This window comes from Virgibacillus sp. JSM 102003 (genome assembly GCF_041949995.1).
Classification (GTDB): Bacteria; Bacillota; Bacilli; order Bacillales; family Amphibacillaceae; genus Lentibacillus.
Genome location: NZ_JBHFQH010000010.1, coordinates 67,960 through 92,125, shown reverse-complemented (window position 1 = coordinate 92,125; position 24,166 = coordinate 67,960). Strand labels below are relative to the sequence as shown.

General features: G+C 37.7%; 20 protein-coding genes, 2 tRNA genes and 1 other annotated feature. Of the genes, 17 read left to right on the top strand and 5 right to left on the bottom strand.

The annotated features are described in order from the left end of the window. Positions 1 to 149: 149 nt before the first annotated feature. The 7 genes from dnaN to ACE1TG_RS12355 all read left to right on the top strand — a co-directional run bounded on the left by dnaN (position 150) and on the right by ACE1TG_RS12355 (position 9,813). Positions 150 to 1,286 (top strand): DNA polymerase III subunit beta, encoded by a 1,137-nt coding sequence (gene dnaN, locus ACE1TG_RS12385; RefSeq protein WP_375052697.1) that lies wholly within the window; start codon positions 150 to 152, stop codon positions 1,284 to 1,286. A gap of 776 nt (positions 1,287 to 2,062) precedes the next feature. Continuing rightward, positions 2,063 to 2,281 (top strand): S4 domain-containing protein YaaA, encoded by a 219-nt coding sequence (yaaA, locus tag ACE1TG_RS12380; RefSeq protein ID WP_092491003.1) that lies wholly within the window; start codon positions 2,063 to 2,065, stop codon positions 2,279 to 2,281. A 15-nt stretch (positions 2,282 to 2,296) separates the two neighbouring features. Continuing rightward, positions 2,297 to 3,409: a DNA replication/repair protein RecF gene (recF, locus tag ACE1TG_RS12375; protein WP_375052696.1), complete on the top strand. Its 1,113-nt coding sequence runs from the start codon at positions 2,297 to 2,299 to the stop codon at positions 3,407 to 3,409. 15 nt (positions 3,410 to 3,424) lie between these two features. Beyond that, on the top strand, positions 3,425 to 3,703 hold the full coding sequence (gene remB, locus ACE1TG_RS12370; RefSeq protein WP_375052695.1) for an extracellular matrix regulator RemB: 279 nt from the start codon (positions 3,425 to 3,427) through the stop codon (positions 3,701 to 3,703). 71 nt (positions 3,704 to 3,774) lie between these two features. Next, positions 3,775 to 5,682: a DNA topoisomerase (ATP-hydrolyzing) subunit B gene (gyrB, locus tag ACE1TG_RS12365; RefSeq protein WP_375052781.1), complete on the top strand. Its 1,908-nt coding sequence runs from the start codon at positions 3,775 to 3,777 to the stop codon at positions 5,680 to 5,682. A 426-nt stretch (positions 5,683 to 6,108) separates the two neighbouring features. Further along, positions 6,109 to 8,613: a DNA gyrase subunit A gene (gene gyrA, locus ACE1TG_RS12360; protein WP_375052694.1), complete on the top strand. Its 2,505-nt coding sequence runs from the start codon at positions 6,109 to 6,111 to the stop codon at positions 8,611 to 8,613. 102 nt (positions 8,614 to 8,715) lie between these two features. Continuing rightward, positions 8,716 to 9,813, top strand: coding sequence for an HD-GYP domain-containing protein (locus ACE1TG_RS12355; RefSeq protein WP_375052693.1), 1,098 nt, complete (start codon positions 8,716 to 8,718; stop codon positions 9,811 to 9,813). Here the strand turns inward: ACE1TG_RS12355 and ACE1TG_RS12350 are convergent. Beyond that, the gene (locus ACE1TG_RS12350; RefSeq protein WP_375052692.1) at positions 9,810 to 10,772 is read right to left on the bottom strand and encodes a YaaC family protein; all 963 of its coding nucleotides are present in this window, start codon (positions 10,770 to 10,772) and stop codon (positions 9,810 to 9,812) included. The two genes, ACE1TG_RS12355 and ACE1TG_RS12350, sit on opposite strands and share 4 nt — an antisense overlap. Positions 10,773 to 10,964: 192 nt before the next feature. On the opposite strand from ACE1TG_RS12350, the gene guaB reads away from it, so the two are divergent. The 9 genes from guaB (at position 10,965) to proC (ending at position 21,420) form a co-directional block, all read left to right on the top strand. Beyond that, positions 10,965 to 12,437 carry an IMP dehydrogenase gene (gene guaB / locus ACE1TG_RS12345; RefSeq protein ID WP_375052691.1) on the top strand — a complete coding sequence of 491 codons (1,473 nt, stop codon included), beginning with the start codon at positions 10,965 to 10,967 and terminating at the stop codon, positions 12,435 to 12,437. Positions 12,438 to 12,734: 297 nt separating this feature from the next. Next, positions 12,735 to 14,078: a serine hydrolase gene (locus ACE1TG_RS12340; protein WP_375052690.1), complete on the top strand. Its 1,344-nt coding sequence runs from the start codon at positions 12,735 to 12,737 to the stop codon at positions 14,076 to 14,078. Positions 14,079 to 14,136: 58 nt separating this feature from the next. Beyond that, complete coding sequence (pdxS, locus tag ACE1TG_RS12335; RefSeq protein ID WP_375052688.1) at positions 14,137 to 15,021, top strand: pyridoxal 5'-phosphate synthase lyase subunit PdxS; 885 nt, start codon at positions 14,137 to 14,139, stop codon at positions 15,019 to 15,021. Between the two features lie 15 nt (positions 15,022 to 15,036). Beyond that, positions 15,037 to 15,627 carry a pyridoxal 5'-phosphate synthase glutaminase subunit PdxT gene (pdxT, locus tag ACE1TG_RS12330; RefSeq protein ID WP_375052687.1) on the top strand — a complete coding sequence of 197 codons (591 nt, stop codon included), beginning with the start codon at positions 15,037 to 15,039 and terminating at the stop codon, positions 15,625 to 15,627. Between the two features lie 31 nt (positions 15,628 to 15,658). Beyond that, positions 15,659 to 15,877, top strand: a binding site (T-box leader). Positions 15,878 to 16,564: 687 nt separating this feature from the next. Continuing rightward, positions 16,565 to 17,839 (top strand): serine--tRNA ligase, encoded by a 1,275-nt coding sequence (gene serS, locus ACE1TG_RS12325; RefSeq protein ID WP_375052686.1) that lies wholly within the window; start codon positions 16,565 to 16,567, stop codon positions 17,837 to 17,839. A 195-nt stretch (positions 17,840 to 18,034) separates the two neighbouring features. Then, positions 18,035 to 18,376, top strand: coding sequence for a P-II family nitrogen regulator (locus ACE1TG_RS12320; protein ID WP_375052685.1), 342 nt, complete (start codon positions 18,035 to 18,037; stop codon positions 18,374 to 18,376). Between the two features lie 18 nt (positions 18,377 to 18,394). Continuing rightward, a complete protein-coding gene (locus tag ACE1TG_RS12315) occupies positions 18,395 to 19,756 on the top strand; it encodes an ammonium transporter (protein WP_375052684.1) in 1,362 nt (453 codons plus the stop codon). 562 nt (positions 19,757 to 20,318) lie between these two features. Continuing rightward, positions 20,319 to 20,411 (top strand) — tRNA-Ser (locus ACE1TG_RS12310). Between the two features lie 193 nt (positions 20,412 to 20,604). Further along, complete coding sequence (proC, locus tag ACE1TG_RS12305) at positions 20,605 to 21,420, top strand: pyrroline-5-carboxylate reductase (RefSeq protein WP_375052683.1); 816 nt, start codon at positions 20,605 to 20,607, stop codon at positions 21,418 to 21,420. 16 nt (positions 21,421 to 21,436) lie between these two features. On the opposite strand, the gene ACE1TG_RS12300 is transcribed toward proC, so the two are convergent. From ACE1TG_RS12300 to ACE1TG_RS12290, 3 genes are all read right to left on the bottom strand, one after another. Further along, positions 21,437 to 21,775 carry a hypothetical protein gene (locus ACE1TG_RS12300; RefSeq protein ID WP_375052682.1) on the bottom strand — a complete coding sequence of 113 codons (339 nt, stop codon included), beginning with the start codon at positions 21,773 to 21,775 and terminating at the stop codon, positions 21,437 to 21,439. 147 nt (positions 21,776 to 21,922) lie between these two features. Further along, positions 21,923 to 22,606: a deoxynucleoside kinase gene (locus ACE1TG_RS12295; RefSeq protein ID WP_375052681.1), complete on the bottom strand. Its 684-nt coding sequence runs from the start codon at positions 22,604 to 22,606 to the stop codon at positions 21,923 to 21,925. A 14-nt stretch (positions 22,607 to 22,620) separates the two neighbouring features. Next, positions 22,621 to 23,268 (bottom strand): deoxynucleoside kinase, encoded by a 648-nt coding sequence (locus tag ACE1TG_RS12290; protein ID WP_375052680.1) that lies wholly within the window; start codon positions 23,266 to 23,268, stop codon positions 22,621 to 22,623. A gap of 284 nt (positions 23,269 to 23,552) precedes the next feature. On the opposite strand from ACE1TG_RS12290, the gene ACE1TG_RS12285 reads away from it, so the two are divergent. After that, a tRNA-Arg gene (locus tag ACE1TG_RS12285) sits at positions 23,553 to 23,625 on the top strand. Positions 23,626 to 23,732: 107 nt separating this feature from the next. Here the strand turns inward: ACE1TG_RS12285 and ACE1TG_RS12280 are convergent. After that, the gene (locus ACE1TG_RS12280; protein ID WP_375052679.1) at positions 23,733 to 23,936 is read right to left on the bottom strand and encodes a hypothetical protein; all 204 of its coding nucleotides are present in this window, start codon (positions 23,934 to 23,936) and stop codon (positions 23,733 to 23,735) included. Positions 23,937 to 24,166: the final 230 nt, after the last annotated feature.

Below are 24,166 nucleotides of genomic sequence, written 5' to 3'. Positions count from 1 at the left end.
TACTTATAAACATTCTGTCCACATGGGGATAACTTTATCTCAGTTGAATTTGAATCGGTTGTCCACATAATCACAAGCCCTATTACTGTTATTACTATATTTTTATAAATAAAAGAAATAATATATGTCCAAAAAGGAGAATAAATTCAATGAAATTTATTATTCAGCGTGAACAATTAATTAATGGTGTACAAGACGTAATGAAGGCAATCTCTTCCAGAACTGCAATTCCAATCCTGACGGGAATGAAAATTGAAGCGAAATCAAATGGAATAACATTAACAGGAAGTGATTCAGATATTTCTATTGAGTCGCATATTCCAGCAGAAGAGAATGGAATTGTTCATGTAGAACAAATTGAAGAAGGTAGTATCGTATTACAAGCACGTTATTTTCCCGATATTGTTCGTAAACTACCAGAAAAAACGGTTGAAATTGAAGCAGATTCTAATTTAAAAGTTACCATCCGATCAGGAAAAGCAGAGTTTAATCTAAATGGACAAGATGCAGAAGAATATCCACAACTACCAAAGTTACAAACAGATAATAGCTTTGAAATACCTACTGATTTATTTAAAAGTTTAATTAAACAGACTGTCTTTGCTGTTTCAACAATGGAAACGCGCCCTATCCTGACAGGTGTAAATATGAAACTGGAAAATGAAACTTTAATATTTACTGCAACAGACAGTCATCGATTAGCGTCACGTGAAATTCCTGTTAAAGAAAACAATGGAGATCTTCCAAGTATTGTTGTTCCAGGAAAAAGTTTAACTGAACTAAATAAAATATTAGATGATACGGAAGAAAACGTTGAAATAAGTGTTACCAACAATCAAATACTATTTCGTACAAAACACTTAAATTTCTTATCCAGATTATTGGATGGGAATTATCCAGAAACATCACGCTTGATTCCGGAGCAAAGTAAAACAGTATTACATGTAAAAACAAAAGAACTTATAAATACGATTGATCGTGCATCTCTTCTTGCAAAAGAGGAACGAAATAATGTTGTTAAATTAACAACAAAAGGTGATAATTTACTGGAGATCACCAGTAACTCACCTGAAGTTGGACGTGTTGCAGAAGAAATCGCTGTACAATCCATTGAAGGTGAGGAATTAAAAATCTCATTCAGCTCCAAATATATGCTTGATGCCTTAAAAGCTATTGAAAATGAAGAAGTTAAGGTTGAATTCACAGGGGCAATGCGGCCATTTATTATAAAACCAGCAAATAATGATCCGATATTACAATTAATCCTGCCTGTTCGAACGTATTAATCAACCAATATTACGTCTTAAAAAAGTCCTGAGACAACAGTGTTTGGGCCAAAGTAAAATCCGAACTATGATTCAAATTTCTTATAATGGAATTCGAATTAGTTCGGATTTATTTTTTTTACTAATTTAGATAAAAACTGCGACGTACTTTTTTAACAGGTATGAGTGCTATTATGCCGCTCCGGAAATACACTTCGCTTTCCGTGGGCGGCTGATGAGCCTCCTTGCTCCTACGTCGCTGCGTAGTCTCATCTAGGCCTCAGCTCCCACAGGAGTCTCCGTGTATTTCCTCCGCTGGGATTGTTTATCCTTAATTTTCTTATCCATAGGGAACACTTCAGCCACTCATCAAGAAAGCCTCTTCCAGTGGAGGCAGAATACGCAGACTCCTATGGGAACAGCACGTTCCGAAGACCCCGGAAGAAGCGTTCTTTGCTTCTGAGGAGGCTGAGGTCGTGCCCATGGAAAGCGAAGTATTCTGCCGGAACGAATAGAAGCACTCAGCCTTCATTAAAAATAGGGAACGCAGCAAAAAATATTTTAACTACGTCACATTCATATCAACTATGTATTTGATCAAATCATTGAAAATGAACGTTTCTTAACTCCCGTTCCTGTTATTATTTGTCTTTAATGTTATGTTCCTGACACTTTTTAAAGCCTTTTTAAGGCATTTAAGGGTCTTGCCTTCCCTAAACACCAAAACTTTAGTAAAATAGAAAGAAGGCACATTTGAAACGCTATTTACAATACTTTAAAAAGATTTGGTGATAAAAATGCACGAAAAAATTGAAATAAATACAGACTATATTACGCTGGGTCAGTTTATAAAATTGATAAACATTCTGGAATCAGGTGGTATGGTAAAGGCATTTTTACAGGACCAAGGTGCATTAGTTAATGGCGAATTGGATCATCGCAGGGGCAGAAAACTTTACCCTGATGATGTGGTAGAGATAGAAAGTATTGGCTCTTACATTGTTACTAAAGACTAATCGTGAGGAATTCCCATGCATATTGAACAGCTACAATTAAAAAATTACCGGAACTATGACCATTTGGAAATTTCATTTGATGATAAAATTAATGTTATTATCGGTGAAAATGCCCAGGGGAAAACAAATCTGATGGAGGCTATTTACGTTCTAGCATTTACAAAGTCACACCGAACCCCCAGGGAAAAAGAACTTATCCAATGGGAGCAGGAATATGCTAGAATAGAGGGTAGGGTTACAAAACGAAAACAGTCGTTTCCGCTTGAAATTATTCTATCGACAAAAGGGAAAAGGGCAAAGTTAAATCGAATTGAACAAAAAAAGTTAAGTGATTACATTGGTGCCTTGAATGTCGTCATGTTTGCACCAGAGGATTTAACGTTAGTAAAGGGACCACCGCAAATCAGAAGGCGTTTTATCGATATGGAGCTTGGACAGATTCAGCCTAGGTATATTTATCATTTAGGACAATACCAAAAAATCCTCAAACAGCGAAACCATTTACTAAAACAAATGCAACGCAGAGAAAAACAAGATCGAACCATGTTGCATGTTTTAACAGAACAACTAATTGAACATGCTGCCACCCTTTTAGAACGCAGATTTATCTTTTTGGAATTGCTTCGAAAATGGGCAACCCCAATCCATTATGGAATAAGTCGTGAGCTGGAACAGCTTGAGATCAGTTATACCTCGACAATCGAAGTATCAGAAGCGGCAAATAAGGAGAAAATAGATTCTATATATACAAATAAATTTCAAGAGATCGAAGAAAAAGAGATTGAGCGTGGGACAACTTTAATAGGACCACATCGAGACGATCTAGTGTTTCATGTAAATAATAAAGATGTTCAGACATTTGGTTCACAGGGACAGCAAAGAACAACAGCATTGTCTGTAAAACTTGCTGAGATAGAATTAATTTATAATGAGGTTGGTGAATACCCCATTTTGCTGCTTGATGATGTGTTAAGTGAACTTGATGATCACAGACAATCCCATTTATTAAATACAATTCAAGGGAAGGTTCAAACCTTTGTATCCACCACTAGTGTAGATGGTATAAATCACGAAACATTAAGAGAAGCTGAGTTGTTTCACGTAAATAATGGGACTGTAGATACATAATCGTGGAGGGATACAATGTTTATACATATTGGAAATGACAATGTTATCCAATCAAAGGACGTTATTTCGATAATTGATCGGAATGTCATATCATCATCGATCATTATGGAAGAGATGATGAATAATGTGAAAAGTGAAGAAAGAGTTTTTGGTCCAACTGATGAAGCAAAGTCAGTTGTCATTACAAATGAGCAAGTTTATTTTAGTACATTATCGGTTTCAACTTTAAAAAAACGAGCCAGTATGATCTCGACAATTAGTAAATTAGATGATTTTTCAGACGAGCTTGATTAAAGACCATGAATCTATAAATCGAAATGTTTAACCTCTAAAGAAACGTAGGTGAAAAAATGTCAGACGAAAAAATGAGAAACGAAGAAGCATATGGTGCAGATCAGATACAGGTACTTGAAGGATTAGAAGCAGTACGAAAAAGACCTGGCATGTATATTGGATCAACAAGTGAAAGAGGACTTCATCACCTTGTTTGGGAAATCGTAGATAACAGTATTGATGAAGCATTAGCAGGCCATTGTGACCATATTCAGGTGATAATTGAGAAGGATAATAGTATCACGGTAAAAGATAATGGACGTGGAATCCCAGTTGATATTCAGAAAAAAACCGGGAAACCAGCTCTTGAAGTTATTATGACTGTACTTCATGCCGGTGGTAAATTCGGTGGTGGCGGTTATAAGGTTTCAGGCGGTTTGCATGGTGTTGGTGCCTCTGTTGTTAATGCTCTCTCAAGTAACTTGGAAGTCTATGTTCATCGTGATGAAAAAGTTTATTTTTTAGGTTTCGAAAAAGGAGTACCACAGGGTGATATTACAGTGGTTGGCAAAACAGATATTACGGGTACAGTCACTCATTTTAAGCCAGACCCTGAGATATTTACGGAAACAATAACATATGAATTTGAAAAACTAGAACAACGTATACGTGAACTTGCCTTTCTGAATAAAGGGTTATCAATCACAATTGAAGATAAGCGAACAGATGAAGAGCCTGTTAATTATTTTTACGAGGGTGGTATCAGATCATACGTAGAATACATTAACCGGACGCGTGAAGTATTACATGAACCATTTTATGCTGAAAGTGAAGAACAAGGTATAGCAGTAGAGGTTGCCATTCAATATAATGATGGATTTGCAAGTAATATTTATTCCTATGCAAACAATATCCACACAATAGAGGGTGGAACTCACGAGTCAGGGTTTAAAACGGGATTAACTCGTGTAATCAATGATTATGCACGTAAGAACAATATGTTTAAAGAAAATGACCCGAATCTGACAGGTGATGATGTACGTGAAGGATTGACAGCAATCATTTCGATTAAGCACCCTGATCCGCAGTTTGAAGGGCAAACCAAAACAAAGCTGGGAAATAGTTTAGTTAGAACTGTTACGGACTCAGCATTTAGTGAAACATTTTCTAAATTCCTGTTTGAAAATCCTGATGTTGCCAAAATAGTGGTGGAAAAAGGATTAATGGCATCACGTGCCAGAATGGCAGCAAAAAAGGCGCGTGAACTAACACGACGTAAAAGTGCTCTTGAAATCTCAAATCTCCCTGGTAAACTCGCTGATTGTTCTTCAAGAGATGCCAATATTAGTGAGTTATATATTGTTGAGGGTGACTCTGCCGGTGGTTCAGCAAAACAGGGACGTGACCGTCATTTCCAAGCTATTCTGCCATTACGTGGTAAAATCCTAAACGTTGAAAAAGCGCGCTTGGACAAAATTCTCTCCAATAACGAAGTTCGTTCCATGATCACTGCACTTGGCAGCGGAATTGCGGAGGACTTTGATATAACAAAAGCACGTTACCATAAAATTGTTATTATGACAGATGCTGATGTTGATGGTGCTCACATTCGTACCTTACTATTAACATTTTTCTATCGTTATATGCGGCCATTAATTGAACATGGCTATATTTATATTGCTCAGCCACCTCTGTATAAAGTTCAACAAGGTAAGGCAGCACACTATGCGTATAACGATAAGGAATTAGATCGGATTATGGCAGAAATCCCTAAATCTCCTAAACCAGGACTGCAGCGTTACAAAGGTCTTGGTGAGATGAATGCAACACAGCTATGGGAAACAACAATGGATCCGGATACACGGACATTGCTTCAAGTCGATTTAACGGATGCAATAGATGCTGACCAGATTTTCGATATGCTAATGGGTGATAAAGTAGAACCACGCAGAAACTTTATCGAGGAAAATGCCCAATATGTTCAGAATTTGGATGTTTAAGTAAAGCTGTTGTAAATGCTGCTTTTTGTTAGCAGATAAGAAAGTATAACTCCTTTCTTACTGCATAAGTGCAACGCAGTATTAAGATTTTTGTGTCAAAAACAACAATCACTTTACCAAATAGCTTTAAGAAAAAGCATAACTACAAGACACCTCGCCATTAATGGTTGGTGGGGTATGTCCAGTTTACTAATGAGATAAGAAAATTTGATGATATCTGTTTAGTGCAAGTCGTAATTAAGGCGTCAGCACTTTGTTTGCAGTTAAGAAAGTATAAATCCTTTCTTACTGCATAAGTGCAACTAAGGCTTATCTATATTAAGGCTTGCACTCCAGAGTATAAGGGGTTCTAAGAAAGCAACATACACTTTCATAAGAATCCCTTTAACGACAAGCCAAGTTTTCTAAAGATTTGGAGGTAATTTAATGGTGGACCAACAACGTCCAAACGTTCAAGAAATTAATATTGGTCAGGAGATGCGTACGTCGTTTCTTGATTATGCAATGAGTGTCATCGTATCACGTGCACTGCCAGATGTACGTGATGGAATGAAGCCTGTTCACCGTAGAATATTGTATGCAATGAACGATCTTGGTATGCACGCTGATAAAGCTTATAAAAAATCGGCACGTATTGTTGGTGAAGTAATTGGTAAGTATCACCCACATGGTGATTCTGCTGTTTATGAAGCAATGGTTCGTATGGCTCAGGATTTCAGTTATCGGAACATGCTAGTGGATGGACATGGTAACTTTGGTTCTGTAGATGGCGATTCAGCAGCAGCAATGCGTTATACAGAAGCAAGAATGTCGAAAATATCGATGGAACTTTTACGCGATATTAATAAAGACACAATTGATTATGCGGATAACTATGATGGAACAGAACGTGAACCGGTTGTATTTCCAGCACGTTTTCCTAATTTGCTTGTTAACGGGACTTCAGGTATCGCGGTTGGGATGGCAACTAATATTCCACCACATAATCTTGGTGAAACGATTGACGCTGTTTTAGCTGTCAGTGAAGACCCGGAGATTACAATAGATGAATTAATGGAAAATCATATTTATGGCCCAGACTTCCCTACTGCCGGAGAAATCCTTGGACGTAGTGGAATTCGTAAAGCATTTGAAACAGGAAAAGGTTCTGTCATAATTCGTGCCAAAGTACATATCGAAGAACAATCAAATGGTAAGCCTAAAATTATCGCTACTGAACTACCTTATCAGGTAAATAAAGCGAAACTAATTGAGAAGATTGCCGAACTTGTTCGAGATAAGCGAATTGATGGTATAACCGATTTACGTGATGAATCAGACCGTAATGGCCTTCGTGTAGTTATGGAGTTACGTCGTGATGTAAATGCAAATGTTGTTTTAAATAACTTATATAAATACACGGCATTGCAGACTACCTTTGGTATAAATACGCTTGCACTTGTTGACGGCCAGCCAAAAGTGTTAAACATTAAACAATGTCTGGAACACTATTTAGAGCACCAAAAGGTAATTATTAAGCGTCGTACTGCCTTTGAATTACGTAAGGCTGAAGCACGTGCGCATATTCTGGAAGGCCTTCGTATTGCGTTGGATCATCTGGATGAAGTTATTTCACTAATTCGTAATTCTAAAACTGCGGATATCGCCCGTGAGGAATTAATCGAGCGATTCGGACTTACCGAAAAACAATCGCAGGCTATCCTGGATATGCGTCTGCAGCGCTTGACTGGGCTGGAACGTGAAAAAATAGAAAATGAATATAGTGAGCTTATTCAGCTTATTAATGAATTAAAGGCTATTCTCGCAGATGAAGAGAAAGTATTAGAAATAATCAGGGAAGAACTTAGAGAAATTAAAGAGAAATACAATGACCAGCGCCGTACTGAGATTGTTATTGGCGGAGCCGACTTTTTTGAAGACGAAGATTTAATTCCAGAAGAAAATATTGTTATAACACTCACACATCAGGGTTATATCAAACGTCTTCCTGCATCTACTTATCGTACACAAAAGCGTGGTGGTCGAGGGATTCAGGGAATGGGAACTAATGAAGATGACTTTGTTGAACATTTGGTATCTACTTCCACACATGATACGGTGCTGTTCTTTACAAATAAAGGAAAAGTTTACCGATCTAAAGGATATGAAGTTCCTGAATTTAATCGCACCGCAAAAGGTATTCCGATTATTAACCTGCTGCAAATTGAGAAGGATGAATGGATTAACGCTGTTATTTCGGTAAATGAATTCAGCAGTGACTGGTACCTGTTCTTTACGACAAGGCATGGTATTTCAAAACGTACACAGTTATCAAATTTTGCTAATATCCGAAAAGGTGGACTAATTGCTGTAGGACTCCGGGAAGAAGATGAATTAATCTCCGTACGCTTAACTGACGGTACAAAAGATATTATGATTGGTACCAAAAATGGTTATCTGATTCGTTTTCCTGAGGACCAAGTACGTTCAATGGGAAGAACGGCAGCAGGGGTTCGTGGTATTTCCTTGCGTGGTGATGATGAAGTTATTTCCATGGAGATTCTCGATGAGGGCGTACAAATAATGCATGTGACAAATAAAGGTGTCGGGAAGCGTACACCTGAAGAGCAGTATCGAACCACTAAGCGTGGTGGTAAAGGTATATTCACATGTAAACTTGATGACACGAATCATGTTGTTGCAGTAAAAGCTGTAACAGGTGAAGAAGATATTATGCTTATAACAGTAGCAGGTGTTTTGATTCGTATTCCTGTTGAAAGTATTTCACAAACAGGCCGTAATACACGAGGCGTTCGGCTGATTCGCTTGCAGGATGAAGAAGAAGTTGCTACCGTTGCTAAAATTGAACGTGAAGAAGAGGAAGAAGAAAGTGAATCACTAGAGGAAAGTACAGATGAAACTACTGAAGATACAAATGATCAGGAAGATTAACAACAGGATGATGATGTAATTTGGCAAGGTGACTCTACAAGGAAAATAGTCAATTCATTTTCTGGAGTCACCTTTTTGTATTACATAAAAGGGGGGAAATTAATGCGTGTTGAACCATCACAACTAGTTCCAGGCTGTGTGTTGTTAAAAAATGTTACAGGTAAGTCTAACAAACCGATTATTCCACAGCACACTGTTTTAACCGAGGAGCATATTACCCTGCTTGAAAAGTTTCTGGTTGAAACGGTCGATGTATCTGCAAAGCTTGAAGATGGACAAGTGTTTAAACCTAAATTTGTACACAAAGAAGAAATAAAGAAAAAAGAACAATCCAATAAGAAACAATACGCAGAATTATTCGAAGATCATTACAGGAATGCTGTAAGTAACTATAAAAAGCTATTTAATAAATGGCAAAATAACTTAGCTGTTGATATGCCGGAAGTTCGTAATATACTAATTCCGCTGTTTGAACGAATGGATGATATTAGCACGGCAGTATACACGTTACATCACTATGCTGACAAAAAGGATTATATTTTTCATCACAGTATAGCGGTTGGTATTCTCTCGGCATATCTGGCGAGGAAGATGGGGTTTGAAAAAGGAGAATGGCTGCAAATTGGGTTAGCTGGATCTTTAAGTGACAGTGGGATGGCCCGACTTGATAGTACCATTGTTACTAAAACCGGATCCTTAACCTTTTCTGACTACCAGGAAATAAAGAAACATCCAACCTATTCATATCGTTATATTGAAAAAATCCCAACTATTACGAAAGAAGTTAAGTTAGCAGTGCTACAGCACCATGAACGAATGGACGGGTCAGGTTATCCAATTGGTTTATCAAAAGAAAATATTCATATTTATGCACGGATTATTGCAGTTTGTGACATATACCATGCAATGACTTGTGAGCGCTTATACAAAGAGAAGCAGTCGCCTTTCAACGTTATTGAAAAATTGCAGCGTGATCAATTCACAAAACTCGACCATCAAGTAGTGCAATCATTTATTAATAGCTTAGCCAATTTTTCAATCGGAACAAGGGTTAGACTGTCAACGAATCAATTAGGTGAAATAGTTTTTGTTGAAGAAAGGTATCCCACCAGGCCAATGGTACGAGTGGAGGAATCAAACGAAATTGTTACATTAAAAAATGAATCCTCACTATTTATTAGTGAAATCATTGGGAACTAGTTGTTAAGGCTAGTTCTCTCCAGTAATTTTTCTCCTAGTAATAATGGTATTTTATCAGCTGTATTTTGTAAAAAGTATGTAATAAATGGAAAGTCTATTTCGGATTTGGCAGACAGGAGATCTCCCCACCATTCTGGTTCATATCGACACAGCATGCTTAAATTGTATAAAAGTAAATAATGAACCATCACTTCTGAATTTAGTAAGTAATTTCTCCGGTGAAGCGGAAAATATATTAAATTATTACTTATATGTGTAAAAAATGGACCGTTGGGTTTGTGTAACGGTACTGAAAGTTTTATGCAGAAGGAATTTTTATTTATTTCCGTTTGTTCCATTACAGGTAAATGAGCACTTATTCGTTGGATGAATGATTTCGCTGTTAAATGATAGTTATCCAATATTTCGTTGGGAAAATATAGTTCTGACCTTCCAACTTCTCCAACAGTAATCATTTTTTTTTGACTTTGAAACGTAAACATAGAAGATACTTCAGGGATTAATCCTAATAGGTCTTCCATTTTAAACTTTTCAAAAGGTGTTTGACTTACAGAAAACAAATGTTTCGAGAAATAAGGAAATAATCCATTCTGTTGCGTTTTTACCTCATCTTCCATAAATGAATAGTCTTTTTTCTTACGTTTTCGACTTGAAACACCATGTGCAAGGATTGTTGTTGATTCCGGATAATGCGGACGGATTGTTAATAAATTCGCTTTGAGCAAGTGGACCATACCATAAAAGAACATAATAGGCTGGAACAGTATATCGAGATTTTTTCCATTTTCATAAAACTGAATTCCATGATCCAGATAATACATGAACGAATTGCAGTTTTCGTAGCTCTTTGCTGATGCTTCGACTCCATCCAGGTTTTGATAACAATCATATAAAAATTGTTGTGCTGTTTGCTGCGATTGGAGGTAGGTATAAAGTACATTAATATCTATTTCTTTCATAAATATATTCCCTCCTAAATTTTAAAAAATTTAGAATCTACTTTCTATTTGAATCAGCCAATTCTCTTGTTGAAAAAGCGCGAGAGTTGACGTATTGTAAATAACAATAGAATTGCTAGTATAGTTTGACCAATAGAATAGAATTTAGTCACTTTATCAGGATGTTCACTAATTTGGATAGGAGGAGAAATTATGCGTGAAGACAAGTTCGCCAAAGAAGGATTAACGTTTGATGATGTTCTATTACTACCAGCTAAATCAGAGGTTTTGCCAAAAGATGTTGATGTCAGTACAGCATTATCCAATAAGATAAAACTTAAGTCACCATTCATGAGTGCTGGCATGGATACCGTCACCGAATCAGGAATGGCTATTGCAATGGCACGTCAAGGAGGACTTGGTGTTATTCATAAAAACATGTCAATTGAAGATCAAGCAGAACAAGTGGATCGCGTAAAACGTTCTGAAAGTGGTGTTATTACTAACCCATTTTCTCTGACACCAGAGCATCAGGTATATGATGCTGAACATCTGATGGGCAAGTTCCGTATATCGGGGGTTCCAATTGTAAATAACATAGACGAACAGATATTGGTAGGTATCTTAACAAATCGAGATTTACGATTCATCCAGGATTACTCCATCTCTATCAAAGAAGTTATGACAAGTGAAAACCTGGTAACCGCACCTGTTGGGACAACATTGAATGAAGCAGAGAAACTTCTTCAAAAACATAAGATTGAAAAGCTTCCTCTTGTTGACGAAACAGATATGCTAAAAGGGTTAATTACCATTAAAGATATTGAAAAAGTGATTGAATTTCCAAATTCAGCAAAAGATGAACAAGGCAGGTTACTTGTAGGTGCAGCTGTGGGTGTTACAGGGGATTCATTAAAACGTATTGAAAAACTTGTAGATGCTGGTGTTGATGTAATTGTTATTGATACAGCACATGGCCATTCAGCTGGTGTTTTAGAGCAAGTTCGCCTTGTACGGGAAACATACCCTGACTTGGATATCATTGCTGGAAATGTTGCGACAGCAAGTGCAACAGTTGAATTAATAGAAGCAGGTGCAACCATTGTTAAAGTTGGTATAGGTCCGGGATCAATATGCACAACTAGGGTAGTTGCTGGTGTAGGTGTACCGCAAATTACAGCCGTACATGATTGTGCAGCAGCAGCCGATAAATACGGTGTTTCCGTTATTGCTGATGGCGGAATTAAGTATTCTGGTGATATCGTAAAAGCACTGGCATCTGGTGCAAGTGCAGTTATGCTTGGCAGTTTGTTTGCTGGTGTACTGGAAAGTCCTGGTGAAACTGAAATCTTCCAAGGAAGACAATATAAAGTTTATCGTGGAATGGGATCAGTAAGTGCAATGAAAGCAGGCTCGAAGGATCGCTATTTCCAGGGTGCAGAAGAAGATACTAAAAAGCTTGTACCGGAAGGCATTGAAGGGAGAATTGCCTATAAAGGGCCACTTGCCGATACGATTCACCAGTTAGCTGGAGGATTACGTGCGGGGATGGGGTATTGTGGAACGGATTCGATTGAATCATTACGTAATGATTCTCGCTTTATCCGGATAACCAATGCAGGCTTGAGAGAGAGCCATCCACATGATGTACAAATTACAAGAGAAGCACCAAATTACTCTGTTTAATTAGTTAAATTAGTAAGTATTTCCTATTCAAGCAAAGAAATAGATAGGGACTATTCTCTGTCTATTTTTTTGGCCATATTTATGGTAAAATATCAAAGGTAAATTCAATTTTTCATAGAACGAATCAATTTCATATTTTAAAAATAAAGCAGTATTTGTAAATGTGCTAGACTCGTTGAATTCAAGAGTGGTAAAACCTTATTTCGTAAGATTTTTTGGACTTAATAGAAGTAAGTAATTATGAAATTGACTCGAAAGTTAAATATATATCATTTTCAGGTGGAGGTAGAAAATAAAGTGAAACATAAATTAACAAAAGGTTTGTCATTTTTACTAATTGCTATCGTAATGATGACAACAATAATCGGACAACCGCTTTCTGCAAAAGCAGCAGGGCCTAAAGTAGAAGCGGAATCAGCTATTTTAGTTGATGCAGAAACTGGGAAGATATTATTCTCAAAAAACCCTGACATCGCATTACCTCCAGCAAGTATGACTAAAATGATGACAGAATATCTTGTTTGGGAAGCCATCGAGAAAGGAAAAATCAGCTGGGATACGACAACACAGATTAGTGACTATGCTTATAAAATATCTGCAAATACTTCTTTTTCTGGTGTAGGATTAACTCAAAGCAAGGATTATACAGTTAAACAATTGTATGAAGCAATGGCAATCAACTCAGATAATGCTACATCAATCGCACTTGCTGAACTAATTGCCGGTTCCGAAGGTGAATTTGTCAAAATGATGAATGCTAAAGCAAAAGAAATGGGACTTCCTGATTATAAATTCGTTAATTCCACAGGTCTTGCTAACTCAGATTTAGGTGAAAACTATCCAGAGGGAACTGATCCTAATGCGAGTAACAGGTTATCAGCTAGGAGCACAGCATTGCTTGCCTATAACTTAGTAAATGATTACCCTAAGGCACTGACAATTTCAAGTGTCCCTTCAGCAGAATTTGATGGGCAAACGATACGAAACTGGAATTGGATGCTGCCTCATGACCCAGAAACAGCAAGCTCCTTACAACAGTTCTATTATAAAGGTATTGATGGTTTAAAAACCGGGCATACAGATCTAGCTGGTTATTGTTTTGCAGGGACTGCTGAGCGAAATGGACAACGGTTTATTTCTGTAGTAATGAAAACAGAAAGTGTAGAAGCACGTTTCCAGCAAACAGCAAAATTAATGGATTATGGATTTAACAATTTTGATCAAAAGGAGTTATTTGCTAAAGGATATCAATTAGAAGATAAATCAACACTTCCTATTGCAAAAGGAAAAGAAGATACCGTACAGATTGCAACAAATAATTCGTTTGTTGTACCGGTTAAAGGTGAACAGGCTAAAAAATACAACCTCAAATATCATTTGGATAAAGATAAGCTCAATAAAGATGGTGAGCTGACAGCACCAATTAAAAAAGGCGAAAAAGTAGGTACTGCTGAACTTGTTTTTAATGGTGAAACAGACTACGGCTATATTTCGACAGGAAACGATAAGACTACGGTAGATCTTGTGGCACAGGACTCTGTTGAAAAAGATAATTGGTTTATGCTAACAATTGGTGCAATTGGTGACTTCTTTACAGGCTTGTTCAGTACAGTTGTCGATACTGTTAAAGGTTGGTTCTAAGACGAATAAGTAGTAAAATAGTCTTAATAGAGAGATTTGCAAAATAGGAGGAATAACTATGACGAATACAGGTACAGAACGTGTTAAACGTGGTATGGCAGAAATGCAAAAAGGTGGCGTCATCATGGACGTCGTTAATGCAGAACAAGCAAAAATTGCAGAAGAAGCTGGCGCAGTTGCTGTAATGGCGCTTGAACGTGTTCCTTCTGACATCCGTGCAGCCGGTGGCGTAGCTCGTATGGCAAGTCCTGAAATTACGGAAGAAGTAATGAATGCTGTCTCAATCCCAGTCATGGCAAAAGGACGAATTGGACATATTGTTGAAGCTCGTGTGCTTGAAGCGATGGGCGTTGACTATATTGATGAGAGTGAAGTATTAACACCAGCAGATGAAGAATTTCATCTAAAGAAATCGGATTACACTGTACCATTTGTTTGTGGATGCCGTAATTTAGGTGAAGCTGCACGTCGAATTGGTGAGGGTGCTTCAATGCTTCGTACAAAAGGTGAGCCTGGTACAGGGAACATTGTAGAAGCAGTTCGCCACATGCGTCAGGTACAGTCTGAAATCAGAATGCTAACGTCAATGTCAGAAGATGAAGTAATGACTTTTGCAAAAGAAATTGGTGCACCATATAACTTATTATTAGAAATTAAAGAAGAAGGACGTTTACCGGTTGTTAACTTTGCGGCAGGCGGCATTGCTACACCAGCCGATGCAGCGTTAATGATGCAATTAGGCGCAGATGGTGTATTTGTTGGATCAGGTATTTTCAAATCAAACAACCCTCAAAAATTTGCAAAAGCAATTGTTGAAGCAACAACACATTACACAGACTATAAGCTGATTGGCGAGCTTTCCAAGGGTCTTGGTACCGCAATGAAAGGTATTGAAATGAGCACATTGGAAGCACAAGATCGTATGCAAGATCGCAGTGAATAGAAAGAAGGAATACACATGAATACAATAGGTGTGCTTGCATTACAGGGTGCTGTTCGTGAACATATTCGTTCAATCGAGGCAACAGGTGCAAAAGCAATTGAAATTAAACGTATAGAACAGCTTAAGGCTATTGATGGTTTAATCCTCCCTGGAGGAGAAAGTACCACAATGCGCCGGCTGATTAACAGCTATGACTTTTTCGATGCTATTCAAGCATTTGGTAAACAAGGCAAGCCAGTATTTGGAACATGTGCGGGGCTTATTCTAATGGCAAATGAAATTGAAGGTCAGGATGACGCTCATTTAGGGTTAATGAATATGAAGGTAGCACGCAATGCATTTGGCCGACAAGTGGCAAGCTTTGAAGCAGATTTAAAAGTTGCACATGTAGGCGATGATTTTAATGCAGTATTCATTCGTGCACCATATATTTTAAAAGCAGGACCTGAAGTAGAAGTTCTTGCTACCTATCAGGAACGAGCTGTGGCAGCTAAACAGGGACAATATTTATGTACAGCATTTCATCCTGAATTAACGGATGATAATCGTTTCATTGAATATTTTGCCCGAATGGTGGAACAATCTAAGAAAACACTTGCATCTTAGTCTGAAGTTGGCTATGATATATCATAATATGTAATCAGTAATGAGAGGAATTAGTAACAGAAGTTCTTTTTCAGAGAGTCGGTGGCAGGTGAGAACCGATATGAGGCATTCTGTGAATCCATCCTCGAACTGGTTTGCTGAATTTTTAAGTAGGTAAACCCGGTTAAAAACCGTTATTTTATTTGAGCCGGAAGAGATTCTATCTCTTCAACAAGGGTGGCATCGCGGGAATAATACTCTCGTCCCTATTATATTAGGGACGGGAGTTTTTTATTTAGGCAGTGTTCTTAAAGAATGGCCTTATCCAAGCAAAGAACCTTAGACGAGTTGATATAGACTGCGAAGTAATGAAAAAATTTTTAGCCTTATCTTTAGTTCTAATTTCTAATGATTGTTGAGTGCTTAGATTCGTTCCGGCAGAATACTTCGCTTTCCATGGGCACGACCTCAGCCTCCTTGCCCCGGCAAGGGGTATGCCGACGTTGTCCGCAAAGGACGGTTTTAGTCGGCCGTCATTTAGTTGCTTCTTCCGGGGTCTTCGGAACGTGCTGTTCCCATAGGAGTCTACGTATTCTGCCTCCACTGATAGAGGGTTCTTGATTAGAGGCTGAAGTATTCCCTGTGGATAAGAAGCAATGTCACAGTAGGAATTGACTAATTTACAACATAAAGTGAGCAAAATCCAGCGGAGGAAATACACGTAGACTCCTGTGGGAGCTGAGGCCTAGATGAGACTACGCAGCGACGTAGGAGCAAGAAGGCTCATCAGCCGCCCTAGGTGCGCGAAGTGTATTTCCGAAGCGGTGTCATAGCACTCAACAATTATTCCATTTAAGTTCGTATTTTATATCAATAGCAACAAACTGTTAAGAAACAGCCTTTATTCTCAAAAAAACAGGCTGGTATTAGACAATAATTATAACAAGGAGGATTTAACATGCTTGATATGAAATTTTTGCGTAATAATTTTCAGGAAGTGAAAGAAAAGTTGGCTCATCGTGGTGAGAATTTGTCAGAACTGGATAAGTTTGGTGAGCTAGATGAAAGACGCAGGAAGCTGATTGCTGAAACTGAGACGATGAAAGCTAAGCGTAATGAAGCGTCTAAACAGATATCTGTCTTGAAAAAGGAGAAGAAGGATGCAGAACCTGCGATTAAAGAAATGCGTGAGGTTGGCGAACAAATTTCAACGCTTGATAATGAATTAAAAGAAATAGAGGAAAAGCTAAATTATATGATGTTATCTATTCCAAACATTCCACATGAGAGTGTTCCAATTGGTGAAGATGAAGAGGATAATGTGGAAGCACGGAAATGGGGAGACATGCCAACATTTGATTTTGAAGCGAAAGCCCATTGGGATATAGCAACTGACATGGATATTCTTGATTTTGAACGTGCTGCAAAGGTAACAGGAAGCCGCTTTGTATTTTATAGAGGGCTTGGTGCAAGACTTGAGCGTGCACTGTTAAACTTCATGATGGATTTGCATGCTGATGAACATGGCTATGAGGAAATGCTCCCACCATACATGGTTAACCGGACAAGTATGACTGGAACAGGCCAGCTTCCAAAGTTTGAAGAAGATGCGTTTAAAATTGCTGATTGGGACTACTTTCTTGTGCCGACAGCAGAAGTACCTGTAACAAATTATTATCGTGATGATATTTTAAAAAATGAGGATTTGCCTAAAAAATATGTAGCTTTTAGTGCATGTTTCCGTTCTGAGGCTGGATCTGCGGGAAGAGATACACGTGGTTTAATTCGTCAGCATCAGTTCAATAAAGTTGAGCTTGTTCATTTTGCTAAACCAGAAGATTCTTATGAGACATTAGAGACGTTAACAGGAAATGCGGAGAAAGTGCTTCAGCTGTTAAATCTGCCATACCGAGTTATGAGCATGTGTACAGGTGATTTAGGTTTTACCGCTGCCAAGAAATATGATATAGAAGTATGGATTCCAAGTCAGGAAACGTACCGGGAAATTTCTTCTTGCTCTAATTTTGAAGATTTCCAGGCAAGACGTGCAGGAATTCGCTTCCGTCGTGAAGAAAAAGGTAAACCTGAATTTGTTCATACATTAAATGGTTCAGGATTGGCATTAGGTCGTACTGTTGCTGCCATCTTAGAAAATTACCAGCAGGAGGATGGATCTGTTGCAGTACCTGAGGTATTGCGTCCATATATGGGCGGAAAAGAAGTTATTAAATAAATAAAAGAAGAAATTTATTGAGAACTTGGATGTTTTTCCAAGTTCTTTTTCATGCAATTCTTTGTAAACGCTTTCGTTTAAATTTTCAAAATAATTTTATAAAATCGCTTGATTTTTTTGTTTTATTAACTTATGATAATTAACATAACTTTTTATGTAAGGAAAACTAACATTAAAAGGAAAGGAGATTGACATATGAAAAAGATAGAAGCGATTATTCGCCCAGGAAAGTTTCAAGTACTTCGTGATAAACTATCTGCGATTGGACTTGGGGGATTAACTGTCACGGAGGCTGCTGGGACTGGAAAACAAAAGGGGCAAACTGGAGTTTTTCGCGGAACTACTTTCCAGGTACAGTTATTACCAAAAGTTAAGGTGGAAATAGTAGCTGATGAACATCAAGTAGATGAAATTATTGATTTGATTATTGAAAGCTGCAGTACAGGGGATATTGGTGACGGTAAAATATTTATCTCACCAATTGAGCAAACGATTCGAATTCGAACAGGCGAACGTGGAGAAAATGCAGTTATCTAATATTTAGGAGGTAAATACATGTTCAAAAGAAGTATACTTTTATTTATTATTTTTCTTTCGATATCTTCAACAGCTTATGCTGCACCGACTTCGGAATCCCTGCAATTATCCGTAAATCTTGTTTGGGTAATGGTAGCTGCGTTTTTAGTGTTCTTTATGCATGCAGGATTTGCGATGGTTGAGACAGGGTTTACAAGAGCTAAAAATTCATTGAATATTTTAATGAAAAACTTTATAACAATTAGTGTTGCTGCAATTCTGTTTTATATATTAGGGTACGCATTAATGTTTGGTACCTCATTGGGAACAATTATTGGGATTGACGGGTTTTTGTTAAGTGGTGTAGAAGATATCAGTTTCTTCGTCTTCCAGTCAATGTTCGTTGCAACTTGTGCCACAATAATTTCTGGAGCAGTTGCTGAGCGAATGAAACTAAGCAGTTATGTATTGATTGTTGTCGCGATGACAGCTGTGATTTACCCCGTAGTTGGGCACTGGATTTGGCAGGGGGATGGCTGGCTGACAGCTTTAGGGTTTAGTGATTTTGCTGGGTCTACTGTTGTTCACTTAACTGGTGCTGTGGGGGCACTAACAGCTGTTTTATTCTTAGGCCCCCGACTCGGAAAATATACAGGCAAGAAAGTTAATGTAATACCAGGACATAACGTTCCGATTGGAGCACTTGGGATATTTATTCTATGGTTAGGGTGGTTTGGGTTTAATGGAGGGAGTACATTGGCTGCAGACCCTCAACTTGTTCCGATGGTAATTGGCACAACTCTTTTATCAACATCAGCGACATTAGTGTCCTCAGCTCTTTATACGAAGCTTCGATTTAAAAGAGTAGATGCTTCCTTATCACTTAATGGCGTATTGGCTGGACTGGTAGGAATTACAGCTGGCTGTGCTGAAATATCACTTGGGGGTGCCATACTAGTAGGATTAGTTTCGGGTATTGTGCTGGTCGAAGGAATTCGTTTACTTGATACGAAATTGAGAATTGATGATCCGGTTGGTGCAATTACTGTTCATGGAATTTGTGGTATTTGGGGGACGCTTGCAGTAGGGTTATTCTCTACTTCAAATGGTCTCTTCTATGGTGGAGGCATTTCTCAATTAATGATCCAACTGATTGGGGTACTTGCCGTGATAACATGGACAATGGGAGCAATGGGAACATTCTTATTTATCGTTACACGCTTCTCTTCTATTCGTGTTTCTGAAGAAGAGGAAATTGCTGGCCTTGATTTTGCGGAACACGGTTCAAATGCTTATGAACTAAAAGAAGTTATTTTAACAGACGATTCTGAACCTATCAGTGGTAGACTTGCCTTTGCGGATCGTTTAAACAATTTATCCAGTGCAGAAGAAAAAGGATAAATTTGTCTTCAAGCATACCTTTTCCTTAATATAGAGAATCAGGAGCCATGTGTAAATCCAGGGATTTACGCATGGTTTTATTTTTGTTTAGGAAATTATAAAATTTGAGTGCTGAGGATAACTGGACTCCAGAAGGAGAGCAGCCCCAAAACGGGAGAGAGCAGGCCCTAACCGGGAGAGAGCAGGCCCTAACCGGGAGAGAGCAGGCCCTAACCGGGAGAGAGCAGGCCCTAACCGGGAGAGAGCAGCCCCCAATCGGGAGAGAGCAGCACCCAATCGGGAGAGAGCAGCCCCCAATCGGGAGAGAGCAGCCCCCGACCATTGGGTGATGCAGAAATTTGTTCATAGTAAGAACGTCGTGATTGGCGGGTGAAGGTTATCGTTCGTCTTGGAGTTATCTTGTTAGACAGATAAGAAAGTAAGGATTCGTTCTTTCTGCAAAGTGCACTTAAGGCAATTCGCCAAAAGGCACGTTGAATGCCAAGTTTACTTGTAACAGAAAAAAATTTTATTTTCGGTTTGACAACCTATTTCATGCATGATATATTATATTTTGTCGCATGGAGGTATACCCAAGTCTGGCTGAAGGGATTGGTCTTGAAAACCAACAGGCGGGTCAAACCGCGCGGGGGTTCGAATCCCTCTACCTCCTCCATTTTAATAAAAGCTAATTAACTAAAGATAATAACATGAAGCCGTTACTAGTGTAGCGGTTTTATTTATGTGGTAAAGTTTGAATTATAGTACATATTATTGAATATAGAAATTCTTAATAATGAAACCGTGAAAAAATGTGTGTTTGTCCTTATACCATGAATAGTTGTTTTAACTTAATAGGAGGTAAAGAAATGATAAAGAAGATTTCTTTTATGGGTGCAGGATCGATGGCTGAATCAATTATTGCTGGCATTCTAAATAAAGACTTTTTAACGAAGGAACAAATTTTTGTAACGAATAGAAATAATCAGGAACGTTTGGATAATCTCCAGCAAAGCTATCATATACAGGTAATAAAGGATAAACAAGAGGTAATTACTGACGCGGATATCGTTATGCTGTCAATGAAGCCTCATGATATGGAAGCAGCTATTGAGTCAATAAAACAACATATTCAGCCCAATCAATTAATTGTATCTGTTGTTGCTGGTGTATCGTCGGATGATATATCTGATTTATTCGGTAAAGAAGTACCTGTTATTCGGGCTATGCCAAATACATCGGTTGCGATTGGGGCATCAGCAACTGCAGTTTCGAAAGGGAAGCACGCAACAGAAGAACATATCAATGCAGTTATTGAACTATTCAATACGATTGGTACAGTTACGGTTGTAAACGAAGCGGATATGCATACAGTAACAGGTATTTCCGGAAGCGGCCCAGCATATATCTATTATTTTGTAGAAGCAATGGAAAAGGCTGCAGTCGATGCTGGGTTGGATAAAGAAGTTGCTAAGGACTTAATAACGCAAACAGTTGTTGGTGCTGGTGAAATGCTGAAACATTCTGGACAGACAGCTGGAGAATTAAGGGAAAATATAACAAGCCCAGGGGGAACAACTCAATCAGGTCTTGAAGCATTAGCATTTAATGACTTTCAGGAGGCTGTTATAGAATGTGTAAAAAGTGCACGTAAACGCTCAATTGAATTAGGGGATAAGATATGATTGAAAGGAACTTGGCTTATGCGCCAAGTTCCTTTCTTGCTTCTGTTAATCCTTGTGTATGCAGTGTTGCAATCATTCCATAAAATGCATAGAAGAATTCATCAGGTGCAACTACCCTTATATGTCCAACTTCACGTGTATCAAACTCCATTGCCGCCTCTAGCAAACGATATGTTGAATAGGCATAAAAGCAGAAGTATTTATAATCAAATCTGGGCATCTTTTCATAAATAACCGCAATCTCGTCCCTGTAGACGTCGAAGTTGTTTACAGCTTCATCGACAAACGTTTGCAAATCGGATAAATCTGCTTCAACAACCAGGTCTTTTTCATTTTCCATACGGATGTTAGCCATTTTACTCATCCCTTCTATTTAGTTCTCTCCCATCTTCTACTATATATAAATTACCTTACAAAATCGGTGATTCATATCACTGTTTACCAAAAAAATACTAAACCAAAGAAAAAGGCGCCCCATTCTGGAACACCTAAATTAAATTTATTATTTTATAAGTTCTCTTGTTTTCCATTTTCGTGATTGTTGAATAAAGTGGCCAATCTTTTCCAAAATCGGTTCAATCGATTCTTCTTGTTCGATTAAGTCATAGTCTGAAATGTTTATCCGCAGAATTGGACATGAGTTAAAATTGTTTATCCAGTTTTCATAGCGATTATACATTTCTTCCCAATAGGAAATTGGTGTATTCTTTTCCATTTCTCGTCCGCGCGATTGAATTCGTTCCAATACCTCGTCAAAAGTTCCTTCCAAATAAATCAATAGATCAGGATGCGGGAAATACGGTGTCATGACCATTGCTTCAAAAAGATTTGTATATGTTTCATAATCAGTCTTTGACATTGTTCCATTATCGTAATGCATTTTCGCAAAAATACCAGTATCTTCATAAATGGAACGATCTTGGATAAAGCCACCGCCATATTCAAATATTTTCTTTTGCTCCTTAAAACGCTCAGCTAAAAAGTATATTTGCAGGTGGAAGCTCCAGCGTTCAAAATCATCATAAAACTTTCCTAAGTATGGGTTCGTTTCAACTTTTTCAAGGGAGGTTTTAAATTTTAAGGCATTCGCTAACGCCTTAGTCATTGTTGATTTTCCCACTCCGACTGTACCGGCAATTGTAATGATGCTATCATGCGGTATCTGGTATTTATCTCGTAAATTCATTTCTTTGATCCCCTTTATCGTTTGGAAGTAACTTTATGGTTATCAAGCTGGTTTTCCACTTGTCTGATAATCATATTTAAATCATCCTGCTGCTTAACAAAATCAATCTCATCACCATTTATCCGAATGACGGGAATTTCCGGATGAAGCACTTCGAATTCGTTCATATAGTCCTCGTAGTCCTGTGCTAGCTGCGCAAGGTATGAAGGTTTAATATTCTGTTCAATATCCCTCCCACGCAGGCGAATACGTTTTAAAATCGTGTCAAGACTTGCATGTAAATAAATCATCATATTTGGAACAGGCATATCCTTTGTTAGAATGTGATAAATCTGTTCATATTTTTCAAATTTATCTTGTTGCAACGTTCTTTTGGCAAAAATCATGTTTTTGGATATATGATAATCGGCAATAACTGCCTTATTTTGGTTTAAGTATTTTTTTTCGATATCTTCCAATTGCTTGAAACGATTGCATAGAAAAAACATTTCTGTCTGAAAGCTCCACTCATCAATATCATCATAAAATTTACCTAGAAACGGATTCTCTTCAACAATTTCCTTTAATAAATGAAAATCAAAATGGACAGAAAGCTTTTTTGCAAGTGATGTCTTTCCAATTCCAATTGGTCCCTCTATTGCAATGAACGGAACCTCTGCCATAACTTTCCCTCCAATCTACATAACAATATTCGACATATATTTCTCATTTTAGCATAATAAAAAGATCAGTTCCATGTGTGAAAAGTATTCATGCTTTTCAATATGTTATCTGTATTGTATTATAGTTATTGTTGGTTTTTAATTAGGCTCTTTCAGCAAATTTTGTAGCCATCGAGCAGATATAAATTATGTGGAAATTACGTTTAGTGCTATGGCAATGCTCCAGCTTCCTCGGAATTGTCAGAAACAGCAAACTTTTGGAGAGCAGCTTTTAATTATTATTTGCCCCCGTAGCTCAGGGGATAGAGCATTGGTTTCCTAAACCATGTGTCGCAGGTTCGAATCCTGCCGGGGGCACTACTTTTGAGGATTAATCTAAATCGAATGAACGTTTATATTCTTTCTTTTTGTAATGCTAATGATTCAGCAACAGCTTTCCTGCATTTTTTTTGTTTGTATTGTATTCACTTCTTAATCCTATATTTTTGAAATCTTTCCTCGACAAACCCTATTTGTATTAAATTATTTATATTTTCTCTAACTAGTCCATCATTAGTCACTTCTTCAATTTTTGTTGTTTGGGGATAATTTTTATCAAGTTCAACCAGGATGCTGACTTCGATTAGGTTAAGATTATTTTCCTGGGCCACTTCTAATATGTTTTTCATATTATTAATCACCCTTCCTTGTTGGATTATATTGGATAAAAAAATTTTATCAAAAGTTAAGGTCATAAGAAAAGCCATAGTATAAAACTATGGCTTAATTGTTTAAGAGTAACAACAACTTAAGTTGAGGTATGGTTGTTACAGTTTTTAATTATTACATTTTACACATTAATGTATCAATATTTTTCCAGTGACTTTTGTGACGAAATTGTGACAGTTAAAATAATAAC

Coding starts and splice junctions, on each gene's coding strand:
- dnaN (WP_375052697.1), top strand. CDS start 150: ATGAAATTTATTATTCAGCGTGAACAATTAATTAATGGTGTACAAGAC.
- yaaA (WP_092491003.1), top strand. CDS start 2,063: ATGCACGAAAAAATTGAAATAAATACAGACTATATTACGCTGGGTCAG.
- recF (WP_375052696.1), top strand. CDS start 2,297: ATGCATATTGAACAGCTACAATTAAAAAATTACCGGAACTATGACCAT.
- remB (WP_375052695.1), top strand. CDS start 3,425: ATGTTTATACATATTGGAAATGACAATGTTATCCAATCAAAGGACGTT.
- gyrB (WP_375052781.1), top strand. CDS start 3,775: ATGAGAAACGAAGAAGCATATGGTGCAGATCAGATACAGGTACTTGAA.
- gyrA (WP_375052694.1), top strand. CDS start 6,109: ATGGTGGACCAACAACGTCCAAACGTTCAAGAAATTAATATTGGTCAG.
- ACE1TG_RS12355 (WP_375052693.1), top strand. CDS start 8,716: ATGCGTGTTGAACCATCACAACTAGTTCCAGGCTGTGTGTTGTTAAAA.
- ACE1TG_RS12350 (WP_375052692.1), bottom strand. CDS start 10,772: ATGAAAGAAATAGATATTAATGTACTTTATACCTACCTCCAATCGCAG.
- guaB (WP_375052691.1), top strand. CDS start 10,965: ATGCGTGAAGACAAGTTCGCCAAAGAAGGATTAACGTTTGATGATGTT.
- pdxS (WP_375052688.1), top strand. CDS start 14,137: ATGACGAATACAGGTACAGAACGTGTTAAACGTGGTATGGCAGAAATG.
- pdxT (WP_375052687.1), top strand. CDS start 15,037: ATGAATACAATAGGTGTGCTTGCATTACAGGGTGCTGTTCGTGAACAT.
- serS (WP_375052686.1), top strand. CDS start 16,565: ATGCTTGATATGAAATTTTTGCGTAATAATTTTCAGGAAGTGAAAGAA.
- ACE1TG_RS12320 (WP_375052685.1), top strand. CDS start 18,035: ATGAAAAAGATAGAAGCGATTATTCGCCCAGGAAAGTTTCAAGTACTT.
- ACE1TG_RS12315 (WP_375052684.1), top strand. CDS start 18,395: ATGTTCAAAAGAAGTATACTTTTATTTATTATTTTTCTTTCGATATCT.
- proC (WP_375052683.1), top strand. CDS start 20,605: ATGATAAAGAAGATTTCTTTTATGGGTGCAGGATCGATGGCTGAATCA.
- ACE1TG_RS12300 (WP_375052682.1), bottom strand. CDS start 21,775: ATGGCTAACATCCGTATGGAAAATGAAAAAGACCTGGTTGTTGAAGCA.
- ACE1TG_RS12295 (WP_375052681.1), bottom strand. CDS start 22,606: ATGAATTTACGAGATAAATACCAGATACCGCATGATAGCATCATTACA.
- ACE1TG_RS12290 (WP_375052680.1), bottom strand. CDS start 23,268: ATGGCAGAGGTTCCGTTCATTGCAATAGAGGGACCAATTGGAATTGGA.
- ACE1TG_RS12280 (WP_375052679.1), bottom strand. CDS start 23,936: ATGAAAAACATATTAGAAGTGGCCCAGGAAAATAATCTTAACCTAATC.